Source organism: Pseudomonas sp. SAS7, assembly GCF_052112345.1.
GTDB classification, from domain to species: domain Bacteria; phylum Pseudomonadota; class Gammaproteobacteria; order Pseudomonadales; family Pseudomonadaceae; genus Aquipseudomonas; species Aquipseudomonas putida_Q.
Genome location: NZ_JBEGGO010000017.1, coordinates 110,290 through 135,466 on the forward strand (window position 1 = coordinate 110,290; position 25,177 = coordinate 135,466).

The 25,177-nt window shown below is 60.0% G+C and carries 21 protein-coding genes and 7 pseudogenes; 20 read left to right on the top strand and 8 right to left on the bottom strand.

The annotated features are described in order from the left end of the window. Positions 1 to 3 precede the first annotated feature (3 nt). The 3 genes and pseudogenes from ABI582_RS23795 to ABI582_RS23805 all read left to right on the top strand — a co-directional run. Positions 4 to 447, top strand: coding sequence for an integrase (locus ABI582_RS23795; protein ID WP_442120497.1), 444 nt, complete (start codon positions 4 to 6; stop codon positions 445 to 447). Between the two features lie 199 nt (positions 448 to 646). Next, the gene (locus ABI582_RS23800; RefSeq protein WP_442120475.1) at positions 647 to 1,447 is read left to right on the top strand and encodes an NYN domain-containing protein; all 801 of its coding nucleotides are present in this window, start codon (positions 647 to 649) and stop codon (positions 1,445 to 1,447) included. Between the two features lie 961 nt (positions 1,448 to 2,408). Then, positions 2,409 to 2,678 (top strand): annotated as a pseudogene (locus ABI582_RS23805) (HK97 gp10 family phage protein); the annotation flags it as partial. A gap of 101 nt (positions 2,679 to 2,779) precedes the next feature. Here ABI582_RS23805 and ABI582_RS23810 read toward each other — a convergent pair. The 3 genes and pseudogenes from ABI582_RS23810 to ABI582_RS23820 all read right to left on the bottom strand — a co-directional run bounded on the left by ABI582_RS23810 (position 2,780) and on the right by ABI582_RS23820 (position 4,103). Continuing rightward, complete coding sequence (locus tag ABI582_RS23810; RefSeq protein ID WP_442120476.1) at positions 2,780 to 3,118, bottom strand: HNH endonuclease; 339 nt, start codon at positions 3,116 to 3,118, stop codon at positions 2,780 to 2,782. Between the two features lie 100 nt (positions 3,119 to 3,218). Beyond that, positions 3,219 to 3,689 carry a lysozyme inhibitor LprI family protein gene (locus tag ABI582_RS23815; protein ID WP_442120477.1) on the bottom strand — a complete coding sequence of 157 codons (471 nt, stop codon included), beginning with the start codon at positions 3,687 to 3,689 and terminating at the stop codon, positions 3,219 to 3,221. Positions 3,690 to 3,785: 96 nt separating this feature from the next. Further along, positions 3,786 to 4,103: pseudogene (locus ABI582_RS23820) on the bottom strand (hypothetical protein). Between the two features lie 46 nt (positions 4,104 to 4,149). Between ABI582_RS23820 and ABI582_RS23825 the strand changes: the two are divergent. After that, positions 4,150 to 4,482: pseudogene (locus ABI582_RS23825) on the top strand (nucleoid-associated protein); the annotation flags it as partial. Positions 4,483 to 5,402: 920 nt separating this feature from the next. On the opposite strand, the gene ABI582_RS23830 reads toward ABI582_RS23825, so the two are convergent. Both ABI582_RS23830 and ABI582_RS23835 read right to left on the bottom strand, forming a co-directional pair. After that, a complete protein-coding gene (locus tag ABI582_RS23830; RefSeq protein WP_442120478.1) occupies positions 5,403 to 6,302 on the bottom strand; it encodes a hypothetical protein in 900 nt (299 codons plus the stop codon). Positions 6,303 to 6,323: 21 nt separating this feature from the next. Further along, entirely contained in the window at positions 6,324 to 6,557 is a 234-nt protein-coding gene (locus ABI582_RS23835) for a DUF7740 domain-containing protein (protein WP_442120479.1), read from the bottom strand. Between the two features lie 157 nt (positions 6,558 to 6,714). On the opposite strand from ABI582_RS23835, the gene ABI582_RS23840 reads away from it, so the two are divergent. Further along, positions 6,715 to 7,389 carry a hypothetical protein gene (locus ABI582_RS23840; RefSeq protein ID WP_442120480.1) on the top strand — a complete coding sequence of 225 codons (675 nt, stop codon included), beginning with the start codon at positions 6,715 to 6,717 and terminating at the stop codon, positions 7,387 to 7,389. Positions 7,390 to 7,447: 58 nt separating this feature from the next. Continuing rightward, positions 7,448 to 8,416, top strand: a pseudogene (locus ABI582_RS23845) (DNA cytosine methyltransferase); the annotation flags it as partial. A gap of 32 nt (positions 8,417 to 8,448) precedes the next feature. Here the strand turns inward: ABI582_RS23845 and ABI582_RS23850 are convergent. Then, entirely contained in the window at positions 8,449 to 8,718 is a 270-nt protein-coding gene (locus ABI582_RS23850) for a hypothetical protein (RefSeq protein WP_338747271.1), read from the bottom strand. Between the two features lie 56 nt (positions 8,719 to 8,774). Between ABI582_RS23850 and ABI582_RS23855 the strand changes: the two genes are divergently transcribed. The 8 genes and pseudogenes from ABI582_RS23855 to ABI582_RS23890 all read left to right on the top strand — a co-directional run bounded on the left by ABI582_RS23855 (position 8,775) and on the right by ABI582_RS23890 (position 15,776). Beyond that, positions 8,775 to 9,104 (top strand): hypothetical protein, encoded by a 330-nt coding sequence (locus ABI582_RS23855; protein ID WP_442120481.1) that lies wholly within the window; start codon positions 8,775 to 8,777, stop codon positions 9,102 to 9,104. Positions 9,105 to 10,148: 1,044 nt separating this feature from the next. Then, positions 10,149 to 10,487 carry a hypothetical protein gene (locus ABI582_RS23860; RefSeq protein ID WP_442120498.1) on the top strand — a complete coding sequence of 113 codons (339 nt, stop codon included), beginning with the start codon at positions 10,149 to 10,151 and terminating at the stop codon, positions 10,485 to 10,487. After that, a pseudogene (locus tag ABI582_RS23865) lies at positions 10,484 to 10,734 on the top strand (hypothetical protein). Before ABI582_RS23860 ends, ABI582_RS23865 begins: the two are co-directional and overlap by 4 nt. After that, positions 10,731 to 11,030, top strand: coding sequence for a hypothetical protein (locus tag ABI582_RS23870; protein WP_442120482.1), 300 nt, complete (start codon positions 10,731 to 10,733; stop codon positions 11,028 to 11,030). Before ABI582_RS23865 ends, ABI582_RS23870 begins: the two are co-directional and overlap by 4 nt. After that, positions 11,027 to 11,418: pseudogene (locus ABI582_RS23875) on the top strand (DUF2591 domain-containing protein). Before ABI582_RS23870 ends, ABI582_RS23875 begins: the two are co-directional and overlap by 4 nt. Positions 11,419 to 11,720: 302 nt before the next feature. After that, positions 11,721 to 12,790, top strand: a pseudogene (locus tag ABI582_RS23880) (tyrosine-type recombinase/integrase). A 20-nt stretch (positions 12,791 to 12,810) separates the two neighbouring features. After that, positions 12,811 to 14,397 (top strand): ABC-F family ATPase, encoded by a 1,587-nt coding sequence (locus ABI582_RS23885; protein ID WP_012272468.1) that lies wholly within the window; start codon positions 12,811 to 12,813, stop codon positions 14,395 to 14,397. Between the two features lie 185 nt (positions 14,398 to 14,582). Next, on the top strand, positions 14,583 to 15,776 hold the full coding sequence (locus tag ABI582_RS23890) for an MFS transporter (protein WP_442120483.1): 1,194 nt from the start codon (positions 14,583 to 14,585) through the stop codon (positions 15,774 to 15,776). Here the strand turns inward: ABI582_RS23890 and ABI582_RS23895 are convergent. Next, the gene (locus tag ABI582_RS23895) at positions 15,738 to 16,784 is read right to left on the bottom strand and encodes an alpha/beta hydrolase family protein (RefSeq protein WP_442120484.1); all 1,047 of its coding nucleotides are present in this window, start codon (positions 16,782 to 16,784) and stop codon (positions 15,738 to 15,740) included. The two genes, ABI582_RS23890 and ABI582_RS23895, sit on opposite strands and share 39 nt — an antisense overlap. A gap of 200 nt (positions 16,785 to 16,984) precedes the next feature. Here ABI582_RS23895 and yghU point away from each other — a divergent pair, with 200 nt between their 5' ends. The 6 genes from yghU to ABI582_RS23925 all read left to right on the top strand — a co-directional run bounded on the left by yghU (position 16,985) and on the right by ABI582_RS23925 (position 23,930). Further along, positions 16,985 to 17,824 (top strand): glutathione-dependent disulfide-bond oxidoreductase, encoded by an 840-nt coding sequence (gene yghU, locus ABI582_RS23900; RefSeq protein WP_442120485.1) that lies wholly within the window; start codon positions 16,985 to 16,987, stop codon positions 17,822 to 17,824. A 141-nt stretch (positions 17,825 to 17,965) separates the two neighbouring features. Further along, positions 17,966 to 19,669, top strand: coding sequence for an amidase (locus ABI582_RS23905; protein WP_442120486.1), 1,704 nt, complete (start codon positions 17,966 to 17,968; stop codon positions 19,667 to 19,669). A 109-nt stretch (positions 19,670 to 19,778) separates the two neighbouring features. Beyond that, positions 19,779 to 20,453 carry a helix-turn-helix transcriptional regulator gene (locus ABI582_RS23910; RefSeq protein WP_442120487.1) on the top strand — a complete coding sequence of 225 codons (675 nt, stop codon included), beginning with the start codon at positions 19,779 to 19,781 and terminating at the stop codon, positions 20,451 to 20,453. Next, a complete protein-coding gene (locus ABI582_RS23915) occupies positions 20,450 to 21,367 on the top strand; it encodes a pyridoxal-phosphate dependent enzyme (protein ID WP_442120488.1) in 918 nt (305 codons plus the stop codon). The genes ABI582_RS23910 and ABI582_RS23915 overlap by 4 nt, the downstream gene beginning before the upstream one ends. Positions 21,368 to 21,554: 187 nt before the next feature. Next, entirely contained in the window at positions 21,555 to 22,652 is a 1,098-nt protein-coding gene (nspC, locus tag ABI582_RS23920; RefSeq protein ID WP_003248125.1) for a carboxynorspermidine decarboxylase, read from the top strand. A gap of 33 nt (positions 22,653 to 22,685) precedes the next feature. Continuing rightward, complete coding sequence (locus ABI582_RS23925; protein WP_003248123.1) at positions 22,686 to 23,930, top strand: saccharopine dehydrogenase family protein; 1,245 nt, start codon at positions 22,686 to 22,688, stop codon at positions 23,928 to 23,930. 160 nt (positions 23,931 to 24,090) lie between these two features. Here ABI582_RS23925 and ABI582_RS23930 read toward each other — a convergent pair whose 3' ends face one another. After that, positions 24,091 to 25,137, bottom strand: coding sequence for a class I SAM-dependent methyltransferase (locus ABI582_RS23930; protein ID WP_442120489.1), 1,047 nt, complete (start codon positions 25,135 to 25,137; stop codon positions 24,091 to 24,093). Positions 25,138 to 25,177 lie beyond the last annotated feature (40 nt).

A 25,177-nucleotide genomic window follows, 5' to 3' on the forward strand; every position in this document is an offset into this window, starting at 1 on the left:
CAGGTGACTTCGCCGAGAAACTACCTCATCTCGGCGTTGACCCACCTTCAGTCGCCCCCTGTCAGCACCTTTGTGTTCCAACCGAGCAAAGGTGGGCTGTGGATCAACGAACCAAGTGTTACAATCCGCCACTTCAAATCGGCGCTCAAGGCGCTGAACATCCGTGAACGCCGGCAGTACGACACCCGCCACACCTACGCGACCATGTGCCTGATGTCTGGCATGAACCCCGCGTTCATCGCCAACCAACGCGGCCACAGCGTCAAGATGTTGCTTTCTACTTACGCGAAATGGATCAGCTCCTCCTCGGACTGGAGGGAGCTGGAGAAGCTGCCGCCCCGAGTCGAATTGGCCCAAAATTGGCCCAAAATTGGCCCAAACCTGACGCGAGGGCCTAAATACACCTCTGGAAACCCCGCAGGACAAGCACTTGATTTCTACCGCTAACATCACTATGCGGTTTCTTGGCGGTGTTTGGCGGTTACAAAGGGTTGATTTTATTGGTCCAAACGCCCCTGCATCCCCCTCGATTCCCCATCATTGGTATCAGAATTGGTATCGCGATTTGACGATGGCCCGACGTCCAAACATCGCGTAGGGTAATGGCTCTCGCAAAGGAATCGGATCTTCATCAAGGATGCTTAGAATGGCCAATCAACTACACGCATTGGATGTGCGCGTTGCCATGCTTGTGGATTGCGACAATGTCTCGCCAGAGGTGTTGGAGCACGCTCTTCGGGTCGTAGCACAGTTTGGCCGGATCGTGATCCGGCGGGCTTATGGCAACCACAGCACTCTAGCCAACAAATGGCAGGAGGCATTAGTCCGCCTGGCGTTCACTCCCTGCCTGCAATACCAGTACGCCTCCGGTAAAAATACCTCTGATATTGCCCTGGCGCTTGATGCACAAGAAGCGCTTTTCGACAATAGAGCCGACATGTTCTGCCTAGTGACAAGTGATTCGGACTTCGCCTACCTATGCCGCAAACTCCGCGAGCGCGGAGCATCTGTATGCATTGTCGGTGAAGCGAAGACCCCTGACGCGCTGAGAAACGCTAGTGATCAGTTCTTCGAGTGGACTCGACCTGCTCCTGCCGTAACGCACCAGGACTCCAACACCAAACCTGCTCACTCAGACTGCGTTCCACCAGCAGGGGCATCTAAGCAGGAGATGACACCCGTTACGGTCAAGCGCAGACCAAGGTTCGTCGTCGAGGCAGTGTCCTTATTGGCGAGTGGCGCAACTGAAGGGATGATCGCTGCAGGCATGCTGGGCGCCTATTTGAAGCGTACTGATCCTGCTTTCTCACCGAGCTTGTACGGACACTCTGGCTTGGTTGATATGATCAAAACGTACGACCTCCTGACTTCAGTCATGGAGCCAGGTGGTCACTGGATGGTTGGTATCGCAGCCAAGGACGGAGAGCCAGCTAGCTATGGCAAATAGCGCGCTGCCGCCCGAGCCTCAATGGAACTTGAAGGCTTATGTAGTTACGGATTTGCAATCCGATACAAAAATCGCCGCCCCGCGCCTGCTGGAGATAAAAATCAGTTCCAAAAAGAATCAGGATTCACCAGCCTGCAACCCGCATTCTACAAGGGTCGCCGTTTCAGTTTTGGAACCAATTTTCGGCCCGCCTCTATGGTAGTCTCGACGCATCTTGATTTGGAAAAACCGCGATAGCCGATGACGACAATACTGCGCTGAATGACCTCATAGACCAGCACAATTTGAGCCAAGAAAAGACGGTCGCCCGGGCAACCGATTTAGTCAAAACGCTTCTGCTTCTCAGTGGGGGCGCCTTGGCCGTATGCGCTAATTTCTTCTCGGCAAAGGTCGCGCTTCCACCGTCCACCGTCGCACCAGTTCAATTCGCATGGGTCTCCCTCACTTCTGCGATCGTGCTATTTGGGATTGTGCTAACTGTCACGCTTGCGCGAGATTACCTTTCCGGCGAAATCGTTGGTCGTCAAATCCAAGCATTTAAGCGTGGGCAACCCGATCCAGACGAACCCGAGCCATCCAATGCCTGGGACGCCGTTATGTGGGCCGGGGGCTTGCTGGGTTTCGCGGCATTTATCACCGGAATGGCATGTTTCACGTACGCAGCTTGGCGCTTCCTGAACGAGCAGATTCCATTCCTCGGATGAATCTTCCCATAGTGCAACAGTAGCGTGAGAATCGAACCTCAGGCCGCGCCGCTAGCGGCCTGCGAATCGCAACTGTCTAATACGGTTCGGCCAGTTTCAGCGACTTTCGCCCAGTAAAACCGAGAGGCTTTCGAGCAGTTTTAGACAGCCTCAACCCCCCACCCCGGCGTTCTGCTTACGATGATCCGTCCTGGCTCGTCGCCATCCCATTTACCTGAAATCTCATAACTGAACAGGCCGATGTGATACGCGTCATCGACCTCCACCGGTTTTTCTACCTGCGCTTCATCGAGTACGGCACCAAGGGCTATACCGGCGGTAAGCGGGCCGGTGATCGCAACCGGCGTGTCACCAACAAAAGCGACGGCACCCACTTCTTTGGCAAATACCCGGATATCCCGGCCAGGCCGGCCCACCCGTGGCTGCGTCCATCTATCCAGGTACACCGCGAGTATGTCATGGCTGACATCAAGGCCGCCGTGAACCGTACGCTGCTCAAAGCAAGCCAGGGGGTAGGCAATGGCTGATCCATCACTGGCGCTGCAGCAGACCATATTCGCCAGGCCAGCAGCACGTCACTGGCGTGCCTCTAGCTCGCCGGGCCGGGTTTCGGCGATCCGCTGAGGGTTCAGCGACCCAGCCCCGCCGCCTCCTCGGCCTGCTTGACGGCGTCGTGACAAGGCTTACAGAGACTCTGCCAGTTGGTCTGATCCCAGAAGAGAACCATGTCGCCACGGTGAGCAACGATGTGGTCGACAATCCTGGCGGCAGTTGTGCGTCCGTTCCGCTCGCAGTAGATGCACAGCGGGTTGTCTCGCAGATACCGCTCTCTCGCCATCTGCCATCGATAGTCGTAGCCACGCTGAGAGCTGGTCATGCCGCTTCGCCAGCTGCCGGGCGTGACTAGCTTGACGCGTGAAACTGCGCTTTCGTTGATGCGTGATCCCAGCGTCTTGAGCTTAGCCATTAGCGCACCTCTAAAGCATAAATGAGTGGATGCGCCGGTCAGGAAGCTTTACCTATCGAATTGACTGACGACGTTCACGGAAATGCTATATGGCACATCATCAGAACCATTCGTCCAGTGCTCGCAGGCGCTGAAGCGCGTGTTTGTACTGACACATCAAGGAGTAGCCAGACCGAGCAGTTCCAGCAACGCTCATTTGGTAAATCCCATCACAATCTAATTTGACATACTCTTTCCACTGGGATTGAGATCCCTTGAGAAGAACAGGGACTTGTTCATAAGACGAAAACCTGTCGGGGTGCTCAACCATCTGCAGAGCGTCAGCCATTTTTTCTTGGTACTTGAGCTCAACTTTCTCGTTAGCAGTACGCACCAGTGTTAGAAGACACATATCGCTGTCGTGCGTGGTATGAACATCTGGGCGCCGCAGGCACTTCTTCCAGACAGCTTCAACCTTTGCAGCGAACTGACGAACCGCTTCGTCCAACTCTTCCTCGCGTCCAACATCGGCGTGGACAACACTCACTATAAGCAGCGACCCTATAGAGATCGCTTTAAAAAAATTCCTCACGTGCCTCACTCCTTGATATGGCTGTTGGAACGGTGCATGGTCCTTTAAAAATAGGCAGCGCGCCACGATAAGGTGCTAATGCATTTCGTGGCGCGACTATGGCGATACCCGATTTAGGGCTTCATCGGCCTTGTCTGCCGTCTGCGTCGCAGTAGTCGCGGCCTTCGAAGCCTTGGCGGCGGCATTGCCGGTCTGGCGGGCCAGCTCATCCAGCCGCAGATCGCGCTGCTCTGTGGCTGCGTCATAGGCCTTGCGCACCTCAGCGACCTGCTCCAGATATGCTCTTGCCAGAGCTCATTGCGCCAGTTGGTAGCCAGCGAAGCCGCCACTAACCACCAGCAGCAAGGCAATGACCCAAACCTCAATGCGCCTCCACCAGCGGCGGGCTATGAATTCCAATGCGCATCTGTCCATTACGTGGTACCCCCAAGCTTGATGCGCAGGGGGGCGTCTCATCGCTTTGAAGAGTTATGCGCAGGCGCAGGGCAAGATCGGTGACCCGATCAGCCTGGACGAGCTTTCCGAGGTGCTGGACGAGGACAGGCCGAAGAACTTCGCCGACTTCATCAGGTCTGGCGACTACGGGATCACCGAGAGCTTGGCCGCCGACAAGCGAACCCTCAACCAGTACCGTCGCTACACCGGCCGCGCCGAAGGCATGTCGATCAGCTTCGAAGCGCACCTGCTCGGTGAGCGCGTTGAGTTCGACCCGGCCAGCGCCAGCCTGACCATCAAGAATCTACCAACGCAGCTAGTGAACCAGCTTCAAACTGGCGGCTCCCAACAAAAGTGACCGCGCTTGCACTAATCGGTGCTTGCAGACTTCTTTGGGCGGAACGGGTTTCTCTTTGAAGGCGCTCCGTTGAAAGGATCTCTAGCCGGAGCACTGGATCGGTTCGCGTGGAACTGCTCCAAGCCTTTGACCAGAGCACCCGGCAGTCCGTCTAGAGCACGATCTCGCTCAGCTCCGCGGATCCCCCCAGGCACTCCAAAACGCTGCAGATCTGAGGTCAGCAACAGCCCTCCAACGAGAGCGACCCTTTCCCCTAAAGGAGTCTGGCTTTCCTCCTCTCCAGAATACTCGAGGATCAACTCAATCAACTGAGCTCTGTATGACCACCAGCGGAGGTCCTCAGGCTCACCCGCTATTTTGGAGTTGGCCAAATGGAGCTCACGTGACAGCGCCTCTCGCTCGCCCTCTGTGAGCGGCGTCCATTCCATTTCATCGACAAGCACTTTTAACCTCTGAGCAATTCCTCCGAGACTCGGAGCCTGCCTCAATAATCCACCGACAGCAAGCGAATTGCCACCATGCCGCATCAGGCCACGGTGGGCGGCGCATGCATGGAGAAGGCCATAACCCAGCCCTACCTGCAGGACAGCCGCGGAAACACATATGATGGCTGGTGTTCGTAAGCGGATGGCGAACACATCGATGATGCAACTAACGACCTCAAGTCCAAAGGCCGGCTGGAGGCTGCTTGTGACATCCTGATCAGCCGGCTACAAGGTGAATTGCGTGAAGCCAGGCGCACCAGCAGCCCTAAATCCCTAGTCGATACGCACACTACGAGCATTGAGGCCGCTTGCAAGCGCCGACAGGAGCACCGCACCAATATCCTTGCGCTCAGGCTCCGCCCCTAACCATCAGGCAAGAAGAAACCGGTGCCTTTTGCTCTGATTTTTGCCCCTACCGACTTATTCAAGCATTGGTCACTTCTGTTTCTTGTTTGCGTTTGGATCGAAGTTGAATACCGTGCGCATAACGACGTTGTAAATGCGCTCCATCTCGCGCTGGTTATCCTCTGGCCTACTTTTCGGAGATGGATCTTCAACATAAAATTTAAGAAAGTCTGCATACAACTGCAATGCAGCTTTAGCATTGGCCCGATATGCCGGCGAGTCGTAGGCAGGCTTCTGGGTTGGCGCAAGCATGTTCTGAGGTATAACTGGCCCCCTTATGCTCGTTTGACGGGCCTCCCAGCGCATGTAGCGCAACATAAGCGGCTCACTCCTACCTTCGGCCTTCTCCGTTACTTGAGGCTTAGGCGCCTGCACAGGAGCAGCTGGCGCAGGGGTTACCTGGACAGGGGCTGACTGCACTGAGGCAACTCGTTTAGGAGTACAGGTTGGCGGGTGATTGGATTTCAGCTGGTAAGTTTGTCCCTTTAGCTCAACCGTGTACTTTGCACCGCACTCTGCACAGGTACGCTCAAAGACAATCAGACCCGCCACGTACTCAGCGGCCACTCGTGAAAACCGCTGATTCGAGACGCTTCCGCCGTAGCCAACCCCATCTACAAGCACAGAGTCCAGGAACCTTGCGTTGGTCTGCGCACCCGCCGACCCCGTTTTATTGCCAACTGCAGCGGCTATTTGTGAATACAATGCTGCGCGATAAGCTTCTGTCGAAACCTTACTGTTTGGGTTGTAGTCGTTGTGTGGGCCTTCGTCGAGCGTAAAACGGTCGAAAAATGACCTGCACTCAAGCGCGGCCCTGGTGCCAGCCTTGGCGTAAGAGGAAAAAATCAGGATATGCCCGGATCTACCTTCTCGTGTGCGAATATCGAGAATCTGACCTGCGAGATAGCTGACGAATTCATTGTAAGTCATAACACGTCCTTGAGGGTGAGCTCAGATAGCCTGGATCCTGATGGCAATTCCAGTGTCAGAATTTTGTGTGCGGCGGTGCTTTACGGGGCTAACCAAGTCTAGCGGAGTCCAGCTGTCGATCACCTCGTAGATCAGATCACGCTTACCGCGTGGTAATTTCTTCAGCCCACTTTTCGCCGATGCTCTAATGGCTTCGTCTGTTCCAGGGATGCGTGCTGCTAGGAGCAGTACCAGCGTGGCATCAGTCAGATTCATAACATGGCCCTAGAGGCAAGCGTCCCGAAATCACACGGCTTTGCACTCTCGATTCATTTAATAAAGATCCTGATAGCTCCAAGAAAAACCCATCCTAAACCAAATTGCTACCATGCCGCATCCGGCCACGGAGGGCGGCGCATGCATGGAGAAAGCCATGAGCTACTTCTACAAGACCGAATCGCCGAAAGTCCTGGCCGCCGTGCGCGCCTGGGACGAGAAGAAGGCCGCGTGGGACGACCAGCGCATGAAGCTGGGCGAAGCCTTTGGCGCCGCCGCCTCGCCGATGTACAGCGGATCCCGCAACTGCGTCGGCGGCATCAAGCTGAGCGCCAGCCGCGACTTGGATGTGCACTGGTGCCGTCCTGACGAATACGCTTACCGCTCGCTGCGCCGGGCACCCAAGCATGCAAAGGGCACGGACAAAGAGCTACGCACGGCCGAGAAGGCGGAACACCAGCGCCTGGGAGGCCTGTGGAAAGCACACTGCCCGGGTGATATCGACCGCGATGAAATGTGGGAGGCCATCGGCGTCGAGCGGGGCGGCATCTGGCTCAGTGGCGGGGTGTGCTTCACCTATGGCGATACCGTGTACCTGAACCTGGGCAGCAAGGCCGCTGACGGCGATGTCGAAGGCTTGGTTGAGGTAGTGAGCAGCGAGTACGAAGCCGCCCGCCAGCGTGTACTAAACGCGCGAAAAGCGGCCTGCCCCTTCGGAGCTGCCCACCAGCGCTTTTTTACTAGCGAGGCTAAAGTGTTTCTTCGCATCGGCTCTGCACTGCATTGGGGCAGGCACAACACTAAGCCCCGAATAAATGTCATGCATTGTTAGTTTGTATAGGGTACTGCAATCGTAAATTAAAAACTTACCTGAAATAGCACCCAATAAAACCCTTGCTGAACCGACTTCGACCATAAGCGGTGGCGGCACGCATCACGCCCTGGTACAGCCGACGATGGCGATGGCTGGATGCCTTCCTGAGCATGCGAATGGGTCGACCCAGCGCACTTTCGACACTCTTGAGCCACTGCGAACCCAAGTCGCTAAAGTCAAGGGAGGCCACTTTGCGTTGGTCGGCGCGCATCTGACACACCTGACGCACCATGGTGATCGATCAGGCTAGGCTGCCACGGACCCTGCCATGACGGTGACAGGCGCCAATCGCGGCGAGCAGGCACTGGTTTCCGCCTCCCTGGTAACGTGGGTGCTGCCGCAAACGGCCCTCTCAGCTGCATCACGCAAAACAGCGGTCACCACGCTATTGCATCCGCCCACTTGGAGCAGGCCAACGGTGGCTTCTACAAGGGCGACGGCCGTGCAGCGGACGATCCGTTCGCGACCGTCCTGGGCAGGCTCAAATCAGCGTCTGGTCACTGCCTACATGGTGAAGTACTACGGTGCCGAGAAGGACGGGATCTCACTTCGTGAGCCGGTCCACACGATCCCGTCGAAGGATCGCATGGCTGTGGTCGAAGTCGTCCAGTTTCACAGCCACACGCTGACAGATGAGCAACTGGCTGGTGCCCGTAAGTGCGCGGCGTTCCTCCGCAAATACCTGCCGCAGCACTTTACCGAGCACGCCGATATCGTCATGGTCGGCGACTACGTGCTGATCGACATTACCCTGCGCATGCTGCAGCCGCACGAACTGAAACGCGCCCAGGGCTTCCGACCGGACTACATCATCGACCGAGGCCTGTTCCTCGATGAAGTGACCGGCCAGCTGTACTGGAAAGCCATCAGCAAAACGGACCAGGTGAACCTGCTGGGCAACAGTGTCTGCAAGGACGAAGCCCGGGCCCTTGTCGCGGCGAACGCATCCGACCTCATCGAACTCTACCAGCGCCTGGCCGCCTGATTTGCTGGGCCGGGAGTTCCATAACCGACTACCTAATCCCAGTTTTCAATAGGACTTAAAAGCTCGTAAATCTGAACCTCCAGCCGAGTGATAAATGGAGGGTCCGTGTGAACGCGTTTCTCCTCCAAATATTTTCTTGTTTGGGCAACATAAAAGCTGCGCCCGTCCTCAATCACAGATCGAAGGACATCTTTGTTGATTGAGTAGTTGCGGCAGTCCAAGCAGTCGAACCCAACAAAGCTACCTACTGCCGGCAGCTGATCCGCCTGCGCGCCGCAGATAACGCATGTGCTTTTACCCATACATACCTCCTTGTGAGTGTTCGTTCAACTGTAGCCGAACAGATTGAGATATCCCCATGCCCACAGAAAACCGATCCAGCAACACCGAGATGGTCAGCGTGCCGCGCGAAATCATCGAGTTCGCCGCCGGCCTCAAATGGCACGGCCACAAAAGCGGTACCGATCAGAAAGACGATCAGCTCCACGCGCTGAACAGGCTTCGTGCCATTTTGGCAGCGCCAGCCCCGCAGCCCCACGCCGAGCCGATAGCGTGGATGGTAGGTACTGCCATCTGGTGGACCGAAGAAGAGGCGGAGCGGGATGCGGCTGCGATGGGCCTGCCAGTGCTTACCCTGGGCCCATCCGCGAGCCTTGGCGATCATGAGAGGCTCCGAACGGAGCTGTAGAGTCGGACCTCGCCTTTGTCAGAGCTGCCACTGAAGCTGAACAACTGCGCGCAAAGCTGGCCAAGCGGGATGCGCTGCTGCGCGAGGCACTCAAATTCATTGACGACGGCGTTGGTCGCAGCGATGCCGAGTGGCGGTTGATCAAGAAGCTGCGTGCCGCCCTATCACCCGACGGAGCTGCGAGCGCGACAGATGAGCCGCACCAGGGAATACCCGGCACGTCCTTCCAGCGCCTGAATGCACTCGCCAACCAGGGCGAATGACCGCAAGAGCACATTTGTACCCCCCTGCAACCCCTCTGCCCTCTATTCACTGCCGCGATATGGCGGTAAAGGCCTCATATCGACAGAAATCGACCTAGCGGCCAGCGCCGCCTTCACACTAACCAAACAGCTAGTCTAGAGAATCCACTGACCCAATTATTTTGAGAGACAAATTTCAGACAGAAGCTCTAGCTCCCGGGCATCAGTTTAGCGTGTAACAGATCACCATAACCCCAGACTAGAGTTCCCAAGACTGCCGCAATGGCGCAAATAGCGCGCCACAACGTGTAGTAACCGCCATGCGATCTCCGCATTTGCCTGTTGAGTCGGCTTACACCCTCGCTTAAAAGCGATTCGCCGAGAAGAGTAAACACAGTTACAACAGATCCCGACCGTGAAAATTGCGAAGCGTCTCCCTTAAACCACCATGCGATACACCACGCAAACGAAATAAACACTGCGATTGCCACCGCGTAAAGACGTCGTCTAACCTCGAACAATGATGCCGCTGCCCTGCCCGTAACTTCAGGCACGTACTTTTCATCATCATTTAAGCCTCCAGACCCACTGTCTTTTTCCTCTTTTGGCTTTAACGCCCCGTGAATCAGAAGTGTAGCGGCAACGCCTAAGATCAGGCCAAAGTGTGTCTTGCGCACGTCGCTCTCTCTTATAAAAATTGAATTATCTCAAGTAGTTGCCCGGCTAGTCTATATGCCTGGCGCACCTCTGACGCTGTATCTACCTGAAACCACTGCCGCGATATGGCGGCCAAGGCGAAGCTATGTCTCAAGCAAAGGAACGCCCGATCCTGTTCAGCGGGCCGATGGTCCGCGCCATCCTGGAAGGCCGCAAGACGGTCACCCGTCGGCCAGTTAAAGGCGGCCAGATCCCAGGCCTGAAATATCCAGACAGCCCGGAGCCGTGGGTCGCCATAGGATGCGATTACCACGGCAGTCACTTCGGCGCGCCGTATCCCGACACCCAGTGTGTCGATGGCTTCCTGTGGGATGAGGACAGCTGCGATGTGCCGGGCGGATCACTGCTGAGCGGCGGCGACATCCCCTGCCCGAAGTGCAACGCAGAGGCCTATACCGAACACCAGCGCGATGCCAACCAATGAGCCGCCTCGCCCTCTGCCTCCTGCTGCTGGCCACCGGCGCCAGCGCAACTGAGAACGTCATTGACGTGCAGCACGACAGCCAGCGCGCGTCACCTGCTACCTGCTCAACGGGGTCGGCATCAGCTGCATCCCCGACAGCCAGCTGCAGGCCGGCAACGAGCGCCAGCTCTCCCCGCACGAAACACAACCCGAACCTACACCCGCACTGGCGCCTGGGCGCTGGATTGATGAAAGGTATCAGCTGTGAACGAAAAGATGCGTGAGCAGTTCGAGGCGTGGCACCTCGACCGCTACTGCGGCGGTGTCGAGCGGCTGACGAAGTGCGTGAATGCCGAAGATGTTTACTACCAGGCCGACAGCCAAACTAGATGGGTGTCCTGGCAGGCCTCCCGCGAGGCCGTGGTCATCCACATGCCTGACATGAAGAGCGAGCAGTACTGGGAACAGTTCGAGGATATGGAAGGTGAGTCATTCATCTTCCCGAAGTACCTCGGCCACCTCGATGCTGCGATCAAGGCTCAGTGCCTGAAGGTACTGCCATGACCGACCTGATCGAAGTGAACACGGCAGACCTGGCCGGCGAGGCGCTGGGGTTGGCTGTGGGAACGGCGCAGGGTCTGGACCTCTTCATAGCGCCGCCGGAATACGGCAACCCGTGGCGGGTCTTCGCCCGGTATCAGGGCCAGGCCATCGCGCACACCAAGCGCTACAACCCGTGGGAAGACTGGGCGCTGGGCGGGCCTCTATTCGATAAGCACTGCAAGGGCTTCGGCATGCTGCAGGACGGAAAAGCCTCCCGGTACCGAGCTTTCGCATACAACCGACACGCCGCTTAGCCGGAGGTCCAACGATCCTCGCCGCAGGCTGCAGGGCGATAGTCGCTCTGAATATTGGCGATACCGTCCAGGTGCCGAAGGAGCTGATGCCATGATCCTGCCGCTGATGTACATGGCCTGCCTGGTATGGGAGGCGCCGAGATGAAGAACGATCGGCATGTCGCTACCGTGATCACCCCGGCACATCGCAAGTTCGGATACTGGAGCGTGATAGTCAAAACCGACGCTGAACCGCCCACCATTGTGGTCCTCAGCTACCGGACCGAGAGGGCTGCGCTGGCGGTGGCACCCGGGTACCCAATTCCGCCTCCTCCTGATCACGGCGTCATTGCTGCAGACCTGAGCATTCCTGCTTAACCCCTCCCCCTACAACTCAAGCCCGCCGACATGCGCGGGCATGGAGAGCTATTGCCATGACGAAGAAGAACTGGCCAGCCTGCCAACAAGCTCGGCCTCCTTGACAAGGACAAGTACGCAGAGCTGTTCCCCAGTTCACAGGCTGCGGTCGGCGGTAAGCCGACCTTCGGCGAGCATGCCCAGCTCTGGCTCGACGGCCGGGAAATCACCCAGGGCACGCACAACAACTACAAAAGAGCCCTGAACATCTACTGGATACCGCGACTGGCCATCGTCCGTGTCGACCTGATCACGACCAATCTTTTGCGTCGCGTCATCGCCGAAACCGAATGGACCTCCCCAAACGTGAAGCGCAATGCGATCACCAGGCTGTCCACCATCCTTAGTGCAGCCACCCGGGAAGGCCTGCTTGCGAAGAATCCCGCCGAGCTGATTGACCTGCCGAAGCGCTCGAAGAAAGAGATCGATCCTTTCACCCTGGCAGAAGCCAACACCATCCTCGACAAGCTGTACCAGCACAAGCACTGGCCCAGCCTCATCTACGCCGCTCTGTTTGAATTCATGTTCTTCACCGGCCTCCGCCTGCCGGAGGCCTTGGCCGTGCGTTGGGATGTGATAGACATGGAGAAGAGAACAGTACACGTCAAACGGACCGTCGCCTTGGGCGAGGTTGAGGAAAGGACGAAAACCGGGCGGGATCGCTTCGTGCTGCTGAACGATCGGGCGTTGCGGGCAATCCAGTTCGCCAGGCAGTACGCGGATCGCCGCAGGGATGGCAAGGGAGCGGTGACCGAAACGCCGTTCCTGTTCCCGCCGTCAAAGAACGCCGAGTACGTGAAACAGACGTCCGATCTGCATAAGCAGTGGGTGCCGGTGCTGAATGAATTGGGGATCAGACGTCGCCCCCCATACAACTGCCGTCACACCTATGCGACAATATGCTTAATGTCCGGCCTCAACCCCGCATTTATCGCCCAACAGCTGGGTCACAGCGTGCAGATGCTGCTGTCGACGTATGCCCGTTGGCTTAACTCAAGCTCCGATTGGAGCGAGCTGGAAAAACTCAAGATTGGTATCAAATCGGTATCAGCTGAAAGCCCAGCGTCGTAAGTTACTGATAGGTAAGCCCTTTGATCTCCACCGCTAACATCACCATGCAGTTCGGCTCCAAGCCGCTGTTCGAAAACGTTTCCGTAAAATTCAACAACGGCAACCGTTACGGCCTGATCGGCGCCAACGGTTGCGGCAAGTCGACCTTCATGAAGATCCTCGGCGGTGACCTGGAGCCTTCCGGTGGCCAGGTCATGCTCGAGCCGAACACCCGCCTGGGCAAGCTGCGCCAGGACCAGTTCGCCTATGAAGAATTCACCGTGATCGACACCGTGATCATGGGCCACGGCCAGCTGTGGAAGGTCAAGGCCGAGCGCGACCGTATCTACTCGCTGCCGGAAATGACCGAGGAAGACGGCATGGCCGTCGCCGAGCTGGAAACCGAATTCGCCGAAATGGACGGCTACACCGCCGAATCCCGTGCCGGTGAACTGCTGCTCGGCCTGGGTATCCCCCTGGAGCAACACTTCGGCCCGATGAGCGAAGTGGCGCCAGGCTGGAAGCTGCGTGTGCTGCTGGCCCAGGCATTGTTCTCGGACCCGGACGTGCTGCTGCTCGACGAACCGACCAACCACCTGGATATCAACACCATCCGTTGGCTGGAAACGATCCTCACGGCGCGTAACAGCACCATGATCATCATTTCCCACGACCGCCACTTCCTCAACAGCGTCTGCACCCACATGGCCGACCTGGACTACGGCGAGCTGCGCCTGTTCCCGGGCAACTATGACGAGTACATGACTGCGGCTACCCAGTCGCGCGAGCAGTTGCTGTCGGACAACGCCAAGAAAAAGGCACAGATCGCAGAGCTGCAGACCTTCGTCAGCCGCTTCTCGGCCAACGCCTCCAAGGCCAAGCAGGCGACTTCGCGCGCCAAGCAGATCGACAAGATCCAGCTGGCCGAGGTCAAGCCTTCCAGCCGTGTCAGCCCGTTCATCCGCTTCGAGCAGACCAAAAAGCTGCACCGCCAGGCGGTGGTGGTGGAGAAGATGGCGAAAGCCTTCGACGACAAGGTGCTGTTCAAGAACTTCGACATTACCGTCGAAGCGGGCGAGCGCGTAGCGATCATCGGCCCCAACGGTATTGGCAAGACTACCCTGCTGCGCACCCTGGTCGGCGAAATGACCCCGGATGCGGGTTCGGTGAAATGGACCGACAGCGCCGAAGTGGGCTATTACGCCCAGGACCACGCTCACGACTTTGAAGACGACCTGAGCCTGTTCGACTGGATGGGCCAGTGGACCTCCGGCGAGCAGGTGATCCGCGGCACCCTGGGGCGCATGCTGTTCTCCAACGACGAGATTCTCAAGTCGGTGAAGGTGATTTCCGGTGGTGAGCAAGGCCGCATGCTGTTCGGCAAGCTGATCCTGCAAAAGCCGAACGTGCTGGTGATGGACGAGCCTACCAACCACCTGGACATGGAATCGATCGAGGCGCTGAACCTGGCGCTGGAAAACTACCCGGGCACCCTGCTGTTCGTCAGCCACGACCGCGAGTTCGTGTCGTCGCTTGCCACCCGCATCATCGAGCTGTCGCCCGATGGCGTGGTGGACTTCAGTGGCACCTACGACGATTACCTGCGCAGCCAGGGCGTACTGGTCTGATTGATGGGTAAGGCCTGGCCATTGTGTATGGCTGGGCCCGCCTCTTCGCGGGCTTGCCCGCGAAGATCCCACCGCCAGCCCCACAGCTGACACAACCCGACGAATAATTCGTTAGCCTGCTTTCATTTCCTTCATGTAACAGCCATCATGGAACCACGCCCAACCGCCCGCCCGCGAAAGAGCCCATGACCGCGCAACAACCTGCCCCCGCCAGCCATACGCTGCACATAACCCTGCAGATCCTGTCGATCGTTTTCTATACCTTCATTGCCTTCCTCTGCATCGGCCTGCCGATTGCGGTGTTACCCAGCTACGTGCACGACCAGTTGGGCTTTGGTGCAGTGATCGCCGGGGTGACCATCGGCCTGCAGTATCTGGCCACTCTGCTAAGCCGCCCGTTTGCCGGGCGCGTTGCAGATACCCTTGGGGGCAAGCAAGCCATCCGCTTCGGCCTGCTGGGGATTGCCGGCTGCGGGGTATTGACCCTGTTATCGGCCTGGACCCTGACGCTGCCGCTGCTGAGCCTGGCATTATTGCTGGGGGGTCGTTTGCTGCTCGGCATCGCCCAGGGGCTGATTGGTGTGGCCACCTTGAGCTGGGGCATCAGCCAGGTCGGCCCCGAACACACCGCCAGGGTGATCTCATGGAACGGCATCGCCTCCTACGGCGCCATCGCCATTGGCGCACCACTGGGCGTATTGGCCGTGGATGGGCTTGACTTCAGCGTGTTGGGGCCTGCTTTGCTGGTGCTGGCAACCCTTGCCCTGCTGGTGTTGCGCAAGCGTGCCGACGTGGTGGTGATGCGCGGCGAACGCCTGCCGTTCTGGTCGGCGTTTGCCCGGGTCGCGCCGTGCGGCCTTGGCCTGACCCTGGCCTCGATCGGCTATGGCACGCTGACCACATTCGTCACCTTGTATTACCTCGAGCGCGGTTGGCTCGGCGCAGCCTGGTGCCTGAGTGCGTTTGGTGTGTGCTTCATCATTTCGCGGCTGTTGTTCGTCAACGCGGTCAACCGCTTTGGTGGGTACAACGTGGCGGTCGCCTGCATGGCCACTGAAGTGCTCGGCCTGAGCTTGCTGTGGCTGGCGCCTTCGCCGGCCTGGGCACTGGTCGGCGCAGGGCTTACCGGTTTCGGGCTGTCGCTGGTGTACCCGGCGCTGGGCGTGGAGGCAATCAAGCAGGTCCCCAGCAGCAGCCGCGGAGCGGGGTTGGGGGCCTATGCGGTGTTCTTCGATATGGCCCTGGCTATCGCCGGGCCGCTAATGGGCGCAGTCGCCGTGCACCTGGGCTATGCCTCGATCTTCTGCGTGGCGGCCCTGCTCGCCCTGGCCGGGGTAGGCCTAACGCTGTTGCTGTCGCGGCGCGCTCGCCGCGGCTGACCGCTCGGCCAGTTGCGGCGCGCCCAGCGCCTGGCTGAAGAACGCCGCCGTTTCACGCTCCAGCGAATGATGGATGTGGCGGCGATCCACGCCCTCGGCATCTTTGCACAACGCAGGCATGCGCGCGTACTGCTCGGCGTCGCAGTGGGCCATGAACACAAAGTGGCCGGCACCGGCCAACAGGCGGTAATCGGGTGTGACGGGCAGCTTGCGGGCCAAGGCCTCGGCATTGCGGTCTACCGCCACCAGTTGGTCGCTATCACCGCTGTAGATCAGGGCTGGCACTTGAACCCCGGCCAAGGCATGGCGCCCGAACAGCAGGCTCAGCGGCGCCATCAGCATCACCGCCCCTACCCGCGGGTCGGGCTGCGGCGCCAGCTCACTGCGGTCGGCGATCAATATACCGTGGGTCTTGCAGGCATCGCCGTCGTTAGGGCGCTCCAGGCAGTACTGGCGCAGGCGATCCAGGTCCGGCCGCGCACCAGAAAGGATCAACGCGGTTTCGCCACCCGCCGAATAGCCGATCACGCCCACCTTGCCATCATCCAGGGAGGGCCCGACCAACGCATCATCGCGGGCTGCGGTAATTGCGGCACTGACTTGCAGCGGCCGGCCATAAAGATTGCTCAGGGTGCCCAGGCGACTGTGGTCGCGGGCATTGTCCCCAGGGTGCACTACCGCCACTACCACGAAGCCTCGCCGCGCCAACGCCGTGGCAAGATAATGCAGCGCCAATGGGCTACCGGTATTGCCGTGGGACAACACCAGTAACGGGTACCGGCCCGTGGCGACGGGCGCCTCTTCAGCCACGTCGACTGGATAGCCGTCTATACGGCTGCTACGGGTTTTACCGGTAGCCGGGTAAAACGCCAGCGCTTGCATCGGCCGTCTATCGACCGGGTCGGCCAACGTCATATGGTGCAGGCCGGTGACCCGCGGAGCAGCTTCGGCATGGACCAGCAGGCCGCCGAGCAGGATCAGCGCCAACAAGCAGCGGGGAAGAGTCATCGGCCGGCGGTGCCTTGCGGGACGAATAGATAGCTCAGCATAGAACCGGCCTGGCCTGCGCCGGATGAAAACTGGATGAAACCATCGTCATGCACGATGCGCGCGCATGCTATGCATTTGCGCATGGCGTCGAACCCGTGGCATAGATACAGGTCCACGTCTTTACGTGACCGTTTCGCGCCAATGAAGGAGATTCATGCATGAGTAAGCCCGCCTACGTGCCCCCCAAGGTCTGGCGCAACGAAGCAGCCTCCGGCGGCCAGTTCGCCAGCATCAACCGTCCGGTTGCCGGCCCGACGCACGACAAGGACCTGCCGCTGGGCAAGCACCCGCTGCAGCTGTATTCCCTGGCCACACCCAATGGCGTCAAGGTCACCATTGCCCTTGAAGAGCTGCTTGCCTTGGGCCATACCGCAGCCGAGTACGATGCCTGGTTGATCCGCATTGGTGAGGGCGACCAGTTTTCCAGCGGCTTCGTCCAGGTCAACCCCAATTCCAAGATCCCTGCCCTGCTCGACCGCAGCGTCGAACCGCCTGTGCGGGTATTCGAATCGGGTTCGATCCTGCTGTACCTGGCAGACAAGTTCGGCGCACTGCTTCCAAAATCGCCAGCAGCACGCACCGAGAGCCTGAACTGGCTGTTCTGGCAGATGGGCGCGGCGCCTTACCTGGGCGGTGGCTTCGGTCACTTCTACGTGTACGCCCCGGAAAAATTCGAATACGCCATCAACCGCTTCACCATGGAGGCCAAGCGTCAACTGGACGTGCTCGAGCGCCGCCTGGCCGAGAGCCGCTACCTGGGCGGTGATGAGTACAGCATTGCCGATATTGCCGTGTGGCCGTGGTATGGCCAGCTGGTACGCGGCAACCTGTACGACGCAGCAGAATTCCTGGCGGTGGATGAGTATCCCAACGTGCAGCGCTGGGCCGAGGAAATTGCCCTGCGCCCGGCGGTGCAGCGCGGAACTCGGGTAAACCGGACGTGGGGGGATGAGGCCAGCCAGGTGCCCGAGCGGCATGCGGCGCAGGACCTGGATTGAGGGTTGGCCGGGGTCGCTGGGCGACCCCGACAATGCCCGCTTGCATAAAACCATTTGCCCCCGCGCAAACCTGCGTCCGCCAAGCCCTTCTTGTACACTCCTCGCACTAGCCCCCACCTGCACAATATTTTTGGTGAACGCATGATCGAGGTAACCGAGGTTTCCATTGCCGAGCTGCGCCAGGCGCTCGAGTTGGGCCGCACGACGGCGGTCGAGCTGGTCAAGGCCTACCTGGCGCGCATCGACGCCTACGATGGCGCCGACACCGCCACCGCCCTGAACGCTGTCGTGGTACGCAACCCGCAGGCGCTCAAAGAAGCCGAGGCCTCCGACGCCCGCCGCGCCCAAGGGCAGGTTCTGAGCCCGCTGGATGGCATCCCCTACACCGCCAAGGACAGCTACCTGGTCAAAGGCCTGACCGCCGCTTCCGGCAGCCCTGCGTTCAAGGACCTGGTCGCCCAGCGCGACGCCTTCACCATCGAGCGTCTGCGCGCCGCCGGAGCCGTGTGCCTGGGCAAGACCAACATGCCGCCCATGGCCAACGGTGGCATGCAGCGCGGCGTGTATGGCCGCGCCGAAAGCCCCTACAACGCCAACTTCCTGACTGCGCCCTTCGCCTCGGGCTCGTCCAACGGTGCCGGCACCGCCACCGCCGCCAGTTTCAGTGCCTTCGGCCTGGCCGAGGAAACCTGGTCCAGCGGCCGTGGCCCGGCGTCCAACAATGGCTTGTGCGCCTACACCCCATCGCGCGGCGTGATTTCGGTGCGCGGCAACTGGCCGCTGACCCCGACCATGGACGTGGTGGTGCCTTACGCCCGCACCATGGCCGACCTGCTGGAAATCCTCGATGTAGTGGTCGCCGATGACGCTGACAAGCGCGGCGACCTGTGGCGCCTGCAGCCCTGGGTACCGATCCCGGCGGCATCGACTGTGCGCCCTGCCTCCTACCTGGACCTGGCAGTGGATGCCAGCGCACTCAAGGGCAAACGCTTTGGCGTACCGCGCATGTACATCAATGCCGATGCCGAAGCAGGCACCTCCGAAAAACCAGGCATCGGTGGCCCGACCGGCCAACGCATCAACACCCGCGCTACTGTGATCGACTTGTGGCAACAGGCACGCCAGGCCCTGGAAGCGGCCGGCGCCGAAGTGCTGGAAGTGGACTTTCCGCTGGTGTCCAACTGCGAGGGCGACCGCCCGGGCGCGCCGACCGTTTACAACCGCGGCATCGTCAGCAAGGAGTTCCTGCATGACGAGCTGTGGGAGCTGTCGGGCTGGGCGTTTGACGACTTCCTGCAAGCCAACGGCGACCCCAAGCTCAACCGCTTGGCCGATGTCGATGGCCCACAGATCTTCCCGCACGACCCGGGCACCCTGCCCAACCGCGAGGACGACCTGGCCGCCGGCATGGATGAGTACGTCAACATGGCCAAGCGCGGCCTGAAGACCTGGGACCAGATCGAGACCGTGCCCGATGGCCTGCGCGGCCTGGAGCACACCCGCAAACTGGACCTGGAAGACTGGATGGACAACCTGGGCCTGGATGCGGTGCTGTTCCCGACCGTGGCCGATGTGGGCCCGGCCGATGCCGACGTCAACCCGGCATCGGCGGACATCGCCTGGAGCAACGGTATCTGGGTGGCCAACGGCAACCTGGCGATCCGTCACCTGGGTGTACCGACCGTGACCGTGCCAATGGGCGTGATGGCCGACATCGGCATGCCGGTGGGGCTGACCTTTGCCGGGCGGGCTTACAGTGACAATGCATTGTTGAGCTTTGGTGCAGCCTTCGAGGCGACTGGCTCGCGCCGGATGATTCCGCCGCGCACCCCGGCTCTGGGCTGACTTTTACAAGGGCCGCTTTGCGGCCCATCGCCGGCAAGCCAGCTCCCACAGATCGCACAATTCAACTTTATGTGTAAAAATACACAAAACGTTGATATTGCGATTTGCCATGCCTATCACCCGCAGCGAAGAACGCCACCTCACCCTCACAGTGCTCAAGGCCGCCATCCAGGCCTTGGGCAGCGTTGCCGCACGCAACATGGAAATCCTCCTGCACGACCTGGACCACCCGGAGCATTCCGTGGTGGCGATCGTCAACGGTCACCTTTCCGGCCGCAGCGTCGGCAGCCCGATCCTCGCCGCCCCGGAGCAGGACCAGGGCTTCAAGGCACTGATGCAGGCCTCAGCCGACCAGCACGGCAGCGAGCCGGTGGTACTGCCCGACTACCCCACCACGCTCAAGGGCCGCACCCTGCGCAGCGCCACCGCTATCTTTCGCGACAGCACCGGCCACCCCTTCGCCAGCCTCTGCGTCAACACCGACGTCACCGGCCTGGACGCCGCCATGAGTTTTCTCCAGCAGTTCCAACCGCTGGGGGCCACGCCTGCCGTCAGTGAACCCGCCGACATGGAGCTGCTGATGAGCGAGATCATCCAGGCTTCCCTGCAACGTAGCGGCCAAGGCCGGATGAACAAACAGGCCAAGGTCGAAGCCGTGCGGGTCATGCAGGAGCGCGGCCTGTTCATCGTCAAGGGCGGCGTGGAAAAGGCGGCCAGTGCGCTCGGCGTGACCCGCTACACCATTTACAACTACCTTGAACAATTACGCGGAACCAGCCAATGACCTTGCATATCCACACTCCCCTGATCGAATCCCGCTCCATGTCGTTGGCCGCGGGCCGAAACATCTGGCTCAAGCTCGATGCCCTGCAACCTTGCGGCTCGTTCAAACTGCGCGGGGTGGGCCACGCCTGCGAAGTGCATCAGGCCCGTGGCGCCCGGCAGTTCATCTCATCGTCGGGCGGCAACGCCGGCCTTGCGGTGGCCTATGCGGGACGCAAGCTGGGTGTACCGGTGACCGTGGTAGTTCCCGAGACCACCACCGACCGGGCCAAGGATCTGCTGCGCCAGGAGGACGCCAATGTGGTGGTGCATGGCAGCTCCTGGCAAGAGGCCAACGCCCTGGCGCAGACCTTAGTGGGGCCGGATGATGCATTCATCCACCCGTTTGACGATCCGCTGCTGTGGGCCGGGCATGCCAGCCTGATCGATGAAGTCGCCGAAGCAGGCATAAAACCGGACGCCGTGGTGCTGTCGGTGGGCGGTGGCGGCTTGCTCAGCGGCGTTGTCGAGGGGCTGCAGCGCAATGGCTGGGGGGATGTACCGGTGCTGGCGGTGGAAACCCACGGCGCCGCGTCGCTGCATGCAGCCATGCAGGCGGGGCATTCGGTCGAGCTGGAGCGCATCGCTTCGGTGGCGACGTCGCTGGGGGCAAAGCGGGTAGCCGATCAGGCACTGGCCTGCGCACAGCAACACCCGGTGCACAGCCACCTGGTCAGCGATCGCGCAGCGCTGGAGGCCTGCGAGCGGTTCCTGCTGGACCATCGCGTGCTGGTCGAGCCAGCGTGTGGAGCGGCGCTGGCATTGGCGTATGCGCCGGGCGCCCTGGCGCAATACCAGAATGTGCTAGTGGTGGTTTGTGGTGGGGCTACTGCAACGCTGGAGCAGATTCACGCGTGGTTGCAGCAAGCTGATTGAGGCTGCCGCCCGTCGGTGGTGATTACGATAGTCACATGCGCCTGTTCTACTGAGCCCGCCGCAACCGGAAAAATGCCCTCGCAACGGCGTCAACCCTGACGAAATGCGTATCGCACCCTTTCGGTCTGCGGCAAGTGAAGGCACAATGCGTGTCCTTTTTTTGGCCGGCCTGGCCGGGGGCCTTTAAATGATCAAGACGCCGTATTACCTCATCGATAAAACCAAGCTGCTCAGCAACATGGAGAAGATCGCCTACGTGCGCGAACACTCCGGTGCCAAGGCGCTGCTTGCCCTCAAGTGCTTTGCCACCTGGTCGGTGTTCGACCTGATGCAGCAGTACATGGACGGCACCACCTCGTCCTCCCTCTTCGAGCTCAAGCTCGGCCGCCAGAAGTTCGCCGGCGAAACCCACGCCTACAGCGTGGCCTGGGCCGACGACGAGGTCGAGGAAATGCTCGAAAACTGCGACAAGATCATCTTCAACTCGATCGGCCAGCTGCAGCGCTTTGCCGAACAGTCCGAAGGCAAAGTGCGCGGCCTGCGCGTCAACCCGCAGGTCAGCAGCTCTGACTACCTGCTGGCCGACCCGGCACGTCCGTTCAGCCGCCTGGGCGAGTGGGACCCTGCCAAGATCGAGCAGGTGATCGAACAGATCTCCGGTTTCATGTTCCACAACAACTGCGAGAACGGCGATTTCGGCCTGTTCGACAAGATGCTCACGCACATCGAAGAGCGCTTCGGTCACCTGCTGCACAAGGTCGAGTGGGTCAGCCTCGGTGGCGGCATCCACTTCACCGGTGAAGACTATGCGGTAGACGCCTTCTGCGCGCGCCTCAAAGCCTTTTCGGAAAAATACGGCGTGCAGGTGTACCTGGAGCCGGGCGAAGCGGCCATCACCAACAGCGCCTCGCTGGAAGTGACCGTGCTCGACACCCTGTACAACGGCAAGCACCTGGCCGTGGTCGACAGCTCGATTGAAGCGCACCTGCTCGACCTGCTGATCTACCGCCTCAACGCCAAGATGGCCCCCAACGACGGCGAGCACACCTACATGGTCTGCGGCAAGTCGTGCCTGGCCGGTGACATCTTCGGCGAGTACCAATTCGATCGCCCGTTGGCCATTGGCGATCGCCTGTCGTTCATCGACACGGCGGGTTACACCATGGTCAAGAAAAACTGGTTCAACGGTCTGAAAATGCCATCCATCGTGGTCAAGCAACTCGACGGCAGCGTCGAAGTCGTCCGCGAGTTCGGTTTCGAAGACTACGTTTCCAGCCTGTCGTAAGGCCGGCTTTCCAAGTAAGGAGCAAAAGGTAAATTGAAGAAGAACGTTCTTATCATTGGTGCAGGAGGTGTCGCCAAGGTGGTGGCCCACAAGTGCGCGCAGCATAACGACGAACTGGGTCGTATCGCTATCGCGTCACGGAACATCTCCAAATGCCAGGCCATCATCGACAGCGTCAAGGCCAAGGGTAGCCTCAAGGTACCCGCCGACATCCAGGCCTTCTCGCTCAATGCCCTCGATGTCGAGGCAACCAAGGCGCTGATCCGCGAGACCGAATCGCAGATCGTGATCAACGTAGGTTCCGCCTTCCTCAACATGTCGGTGCTGCGTGCCTGCATCGATACGGGTGTCGCCTATCTGGACACCGCCATCCACGAAGAGCCGGGCAAGATTTGCGAGACCCCGCCGTGGTACGGCAACTACGAGTGGAAACACCTCGAAGAGTGCCAGGCAAAGAACATTACAGCCATTCTCGGCGTCGGTTTCGACCCGGGTGTGGTAAACAGCTACGCCAAACTGGCGCAGCAGCAGTATTTCGACAGCATTGATTCGATCGACATTCTCGACGTCAATGCCGGTTCGCATGGCAAGTACTTTGCCACCAACTTCGACCCGGAAATCAACTTCCGCGAGTTCACCGGGCAAGTATGGAGCTGGCAGAACAGCCAGTGGACCAGCAACACCATGTTCGAGGTCAAGCGTACCGACGACCTGCCTGTGGTAGGTTCGCAAAATCTGTACCTGACCGGCCACGACGAAGTTCACTCGATTTCGAAGAACCTCAACGTGCCGAACGTGCGTTTCTGGATGAGCTTCGGCGAGCACTACATCAATGTGTTCACCGTGCTGAAAAACCTGGGCCTGCTCAGCGAGCAACCGGTGAAAACCGCCGAAGGCCTGGAAGTGGTACCGCTGAAAGTGGTCAAGGCCGTGCTGCCAGACCCAGCCTCGCTGGCCCCTGGCTACACCGGCAAGACCTGCATCGGTGACCTGGTCAAGGGCACCAAGGATGGCCAGCCGCGCGAAGTGTTCATCTACAACGTGGCTGACCACGAAGAAGCCTACGCCGAAACCGACAGCCAGGGCATTTCCTACACCGCCGGTGTACCGCCAGTGGCTGCCGCCCTGCTGGTTGCCCGTGGTGAGTGGGATGCCAAGCGCATGGTCAACGTCGAGGAGCTGCCAGCCGAGCCGTTCCTCAAGGCGCTGGACGTGATGGGCCTGCCGACCCGGGTCAAAGATGAAAAAGGCGATCGTCCTTGGGACGCTGAGGCCTAAGCAACACACAGAAGGGGCGCCACATGGCGCCCCTTCTGCTTTTGCAGGGCCCGGCCTTTTCGCGGGCTCGCCCGCTCCCACAGGTAATATGCTTCTTCAGGCCTGTAGCAATCCTGTGGGAGCGGGCGAGCCCGCGAAGAGGCCAGTGCAGGACTACACCCTACTTCCGCGCCTCCAGGATCAGGTTGAACGGCGTCTGCGTCGCCCGCCGGAAGCGGCTGAACCCCGCCTCCTCGAACACCGCCCGCAAGCGCGCCTCCCCGGCTTGCGCCCCCAGCCCCAAGCCCACCTCCTGCGACAGCGAATTCGGCGTGCAGATGAAGGTAGACGCTGCGTAGAACAAGCGCCCTACCGGCGTCAGGTTGCCGTCCAGCGAATCCTCGGCAAAAGGTTCTACCAGCATGATCGTGCCGTCAGCCTTCAGCGCTCGATAGGCATGCTTGGCCGCCCCCACCGGGTCGCCCATGTCGTGCAGGCAATCGAAGAAGCACACCAGGTCATGGTCATGCCCTGGGTAATCCTTCGCACTGGCCTGCTGAAAACTCACCCGCTCGGCTAGCCCTGCATCACGCGCACGATCGTTGGCGGTGGTGATGGAAGGCCCGTGGTAGTCGTAGCCGACGAAGGTAGACGCTGGAAACGCCTGGGCCATGACCAGCGTCGAGGCGCCATGCCCGCAGCCTACATCCGCTACCTTGGCGCCCGCCTTTAGCTTGGCCACCACACCCTCGAGCGCCGGCAACCACTGAGCGACCAGAAACGTACGGTAGCCCGGCCGGAAAAACCGCTCGGTACCGCTGAACATGCACGGGTGGTGGTCACCCCAAGCCAGCCCGCCATCGCCGCGCATGGCCGCGACCAGCTTGTCCTTGTCATGGAACAGCGCAGCGATGACTGCGGCCCCACCGGCCATGTAGGCTGGGGAGTCCTCCAGCGCCAAGGCCATGGCCTGCTCTTCGGGTAGCACAAAAGAGCCCTTGTCGTGCGCCATATAACCCGAAGCGGCCTGGGCGTTCAGCCATTCGCGTACCAGTCGTGGATGGCAGCCGGTTTTTTCCGCCAGCGCTTCGGGGGTGGTCGGCTGGCTGTCGGCCATCGCCCGGTACAAACCCAGTTCGTCGCCAAGGATGACATTGGCCAGGGTCGCCGCTGCGCCCATGTCGCCCACCAGCTTGCCCATGAAATCGTGAAGCCTTGCCTCGTCCATGACCTGCCCTCCTCTGCAAGAAGGCCATCGCCAGCGAGGG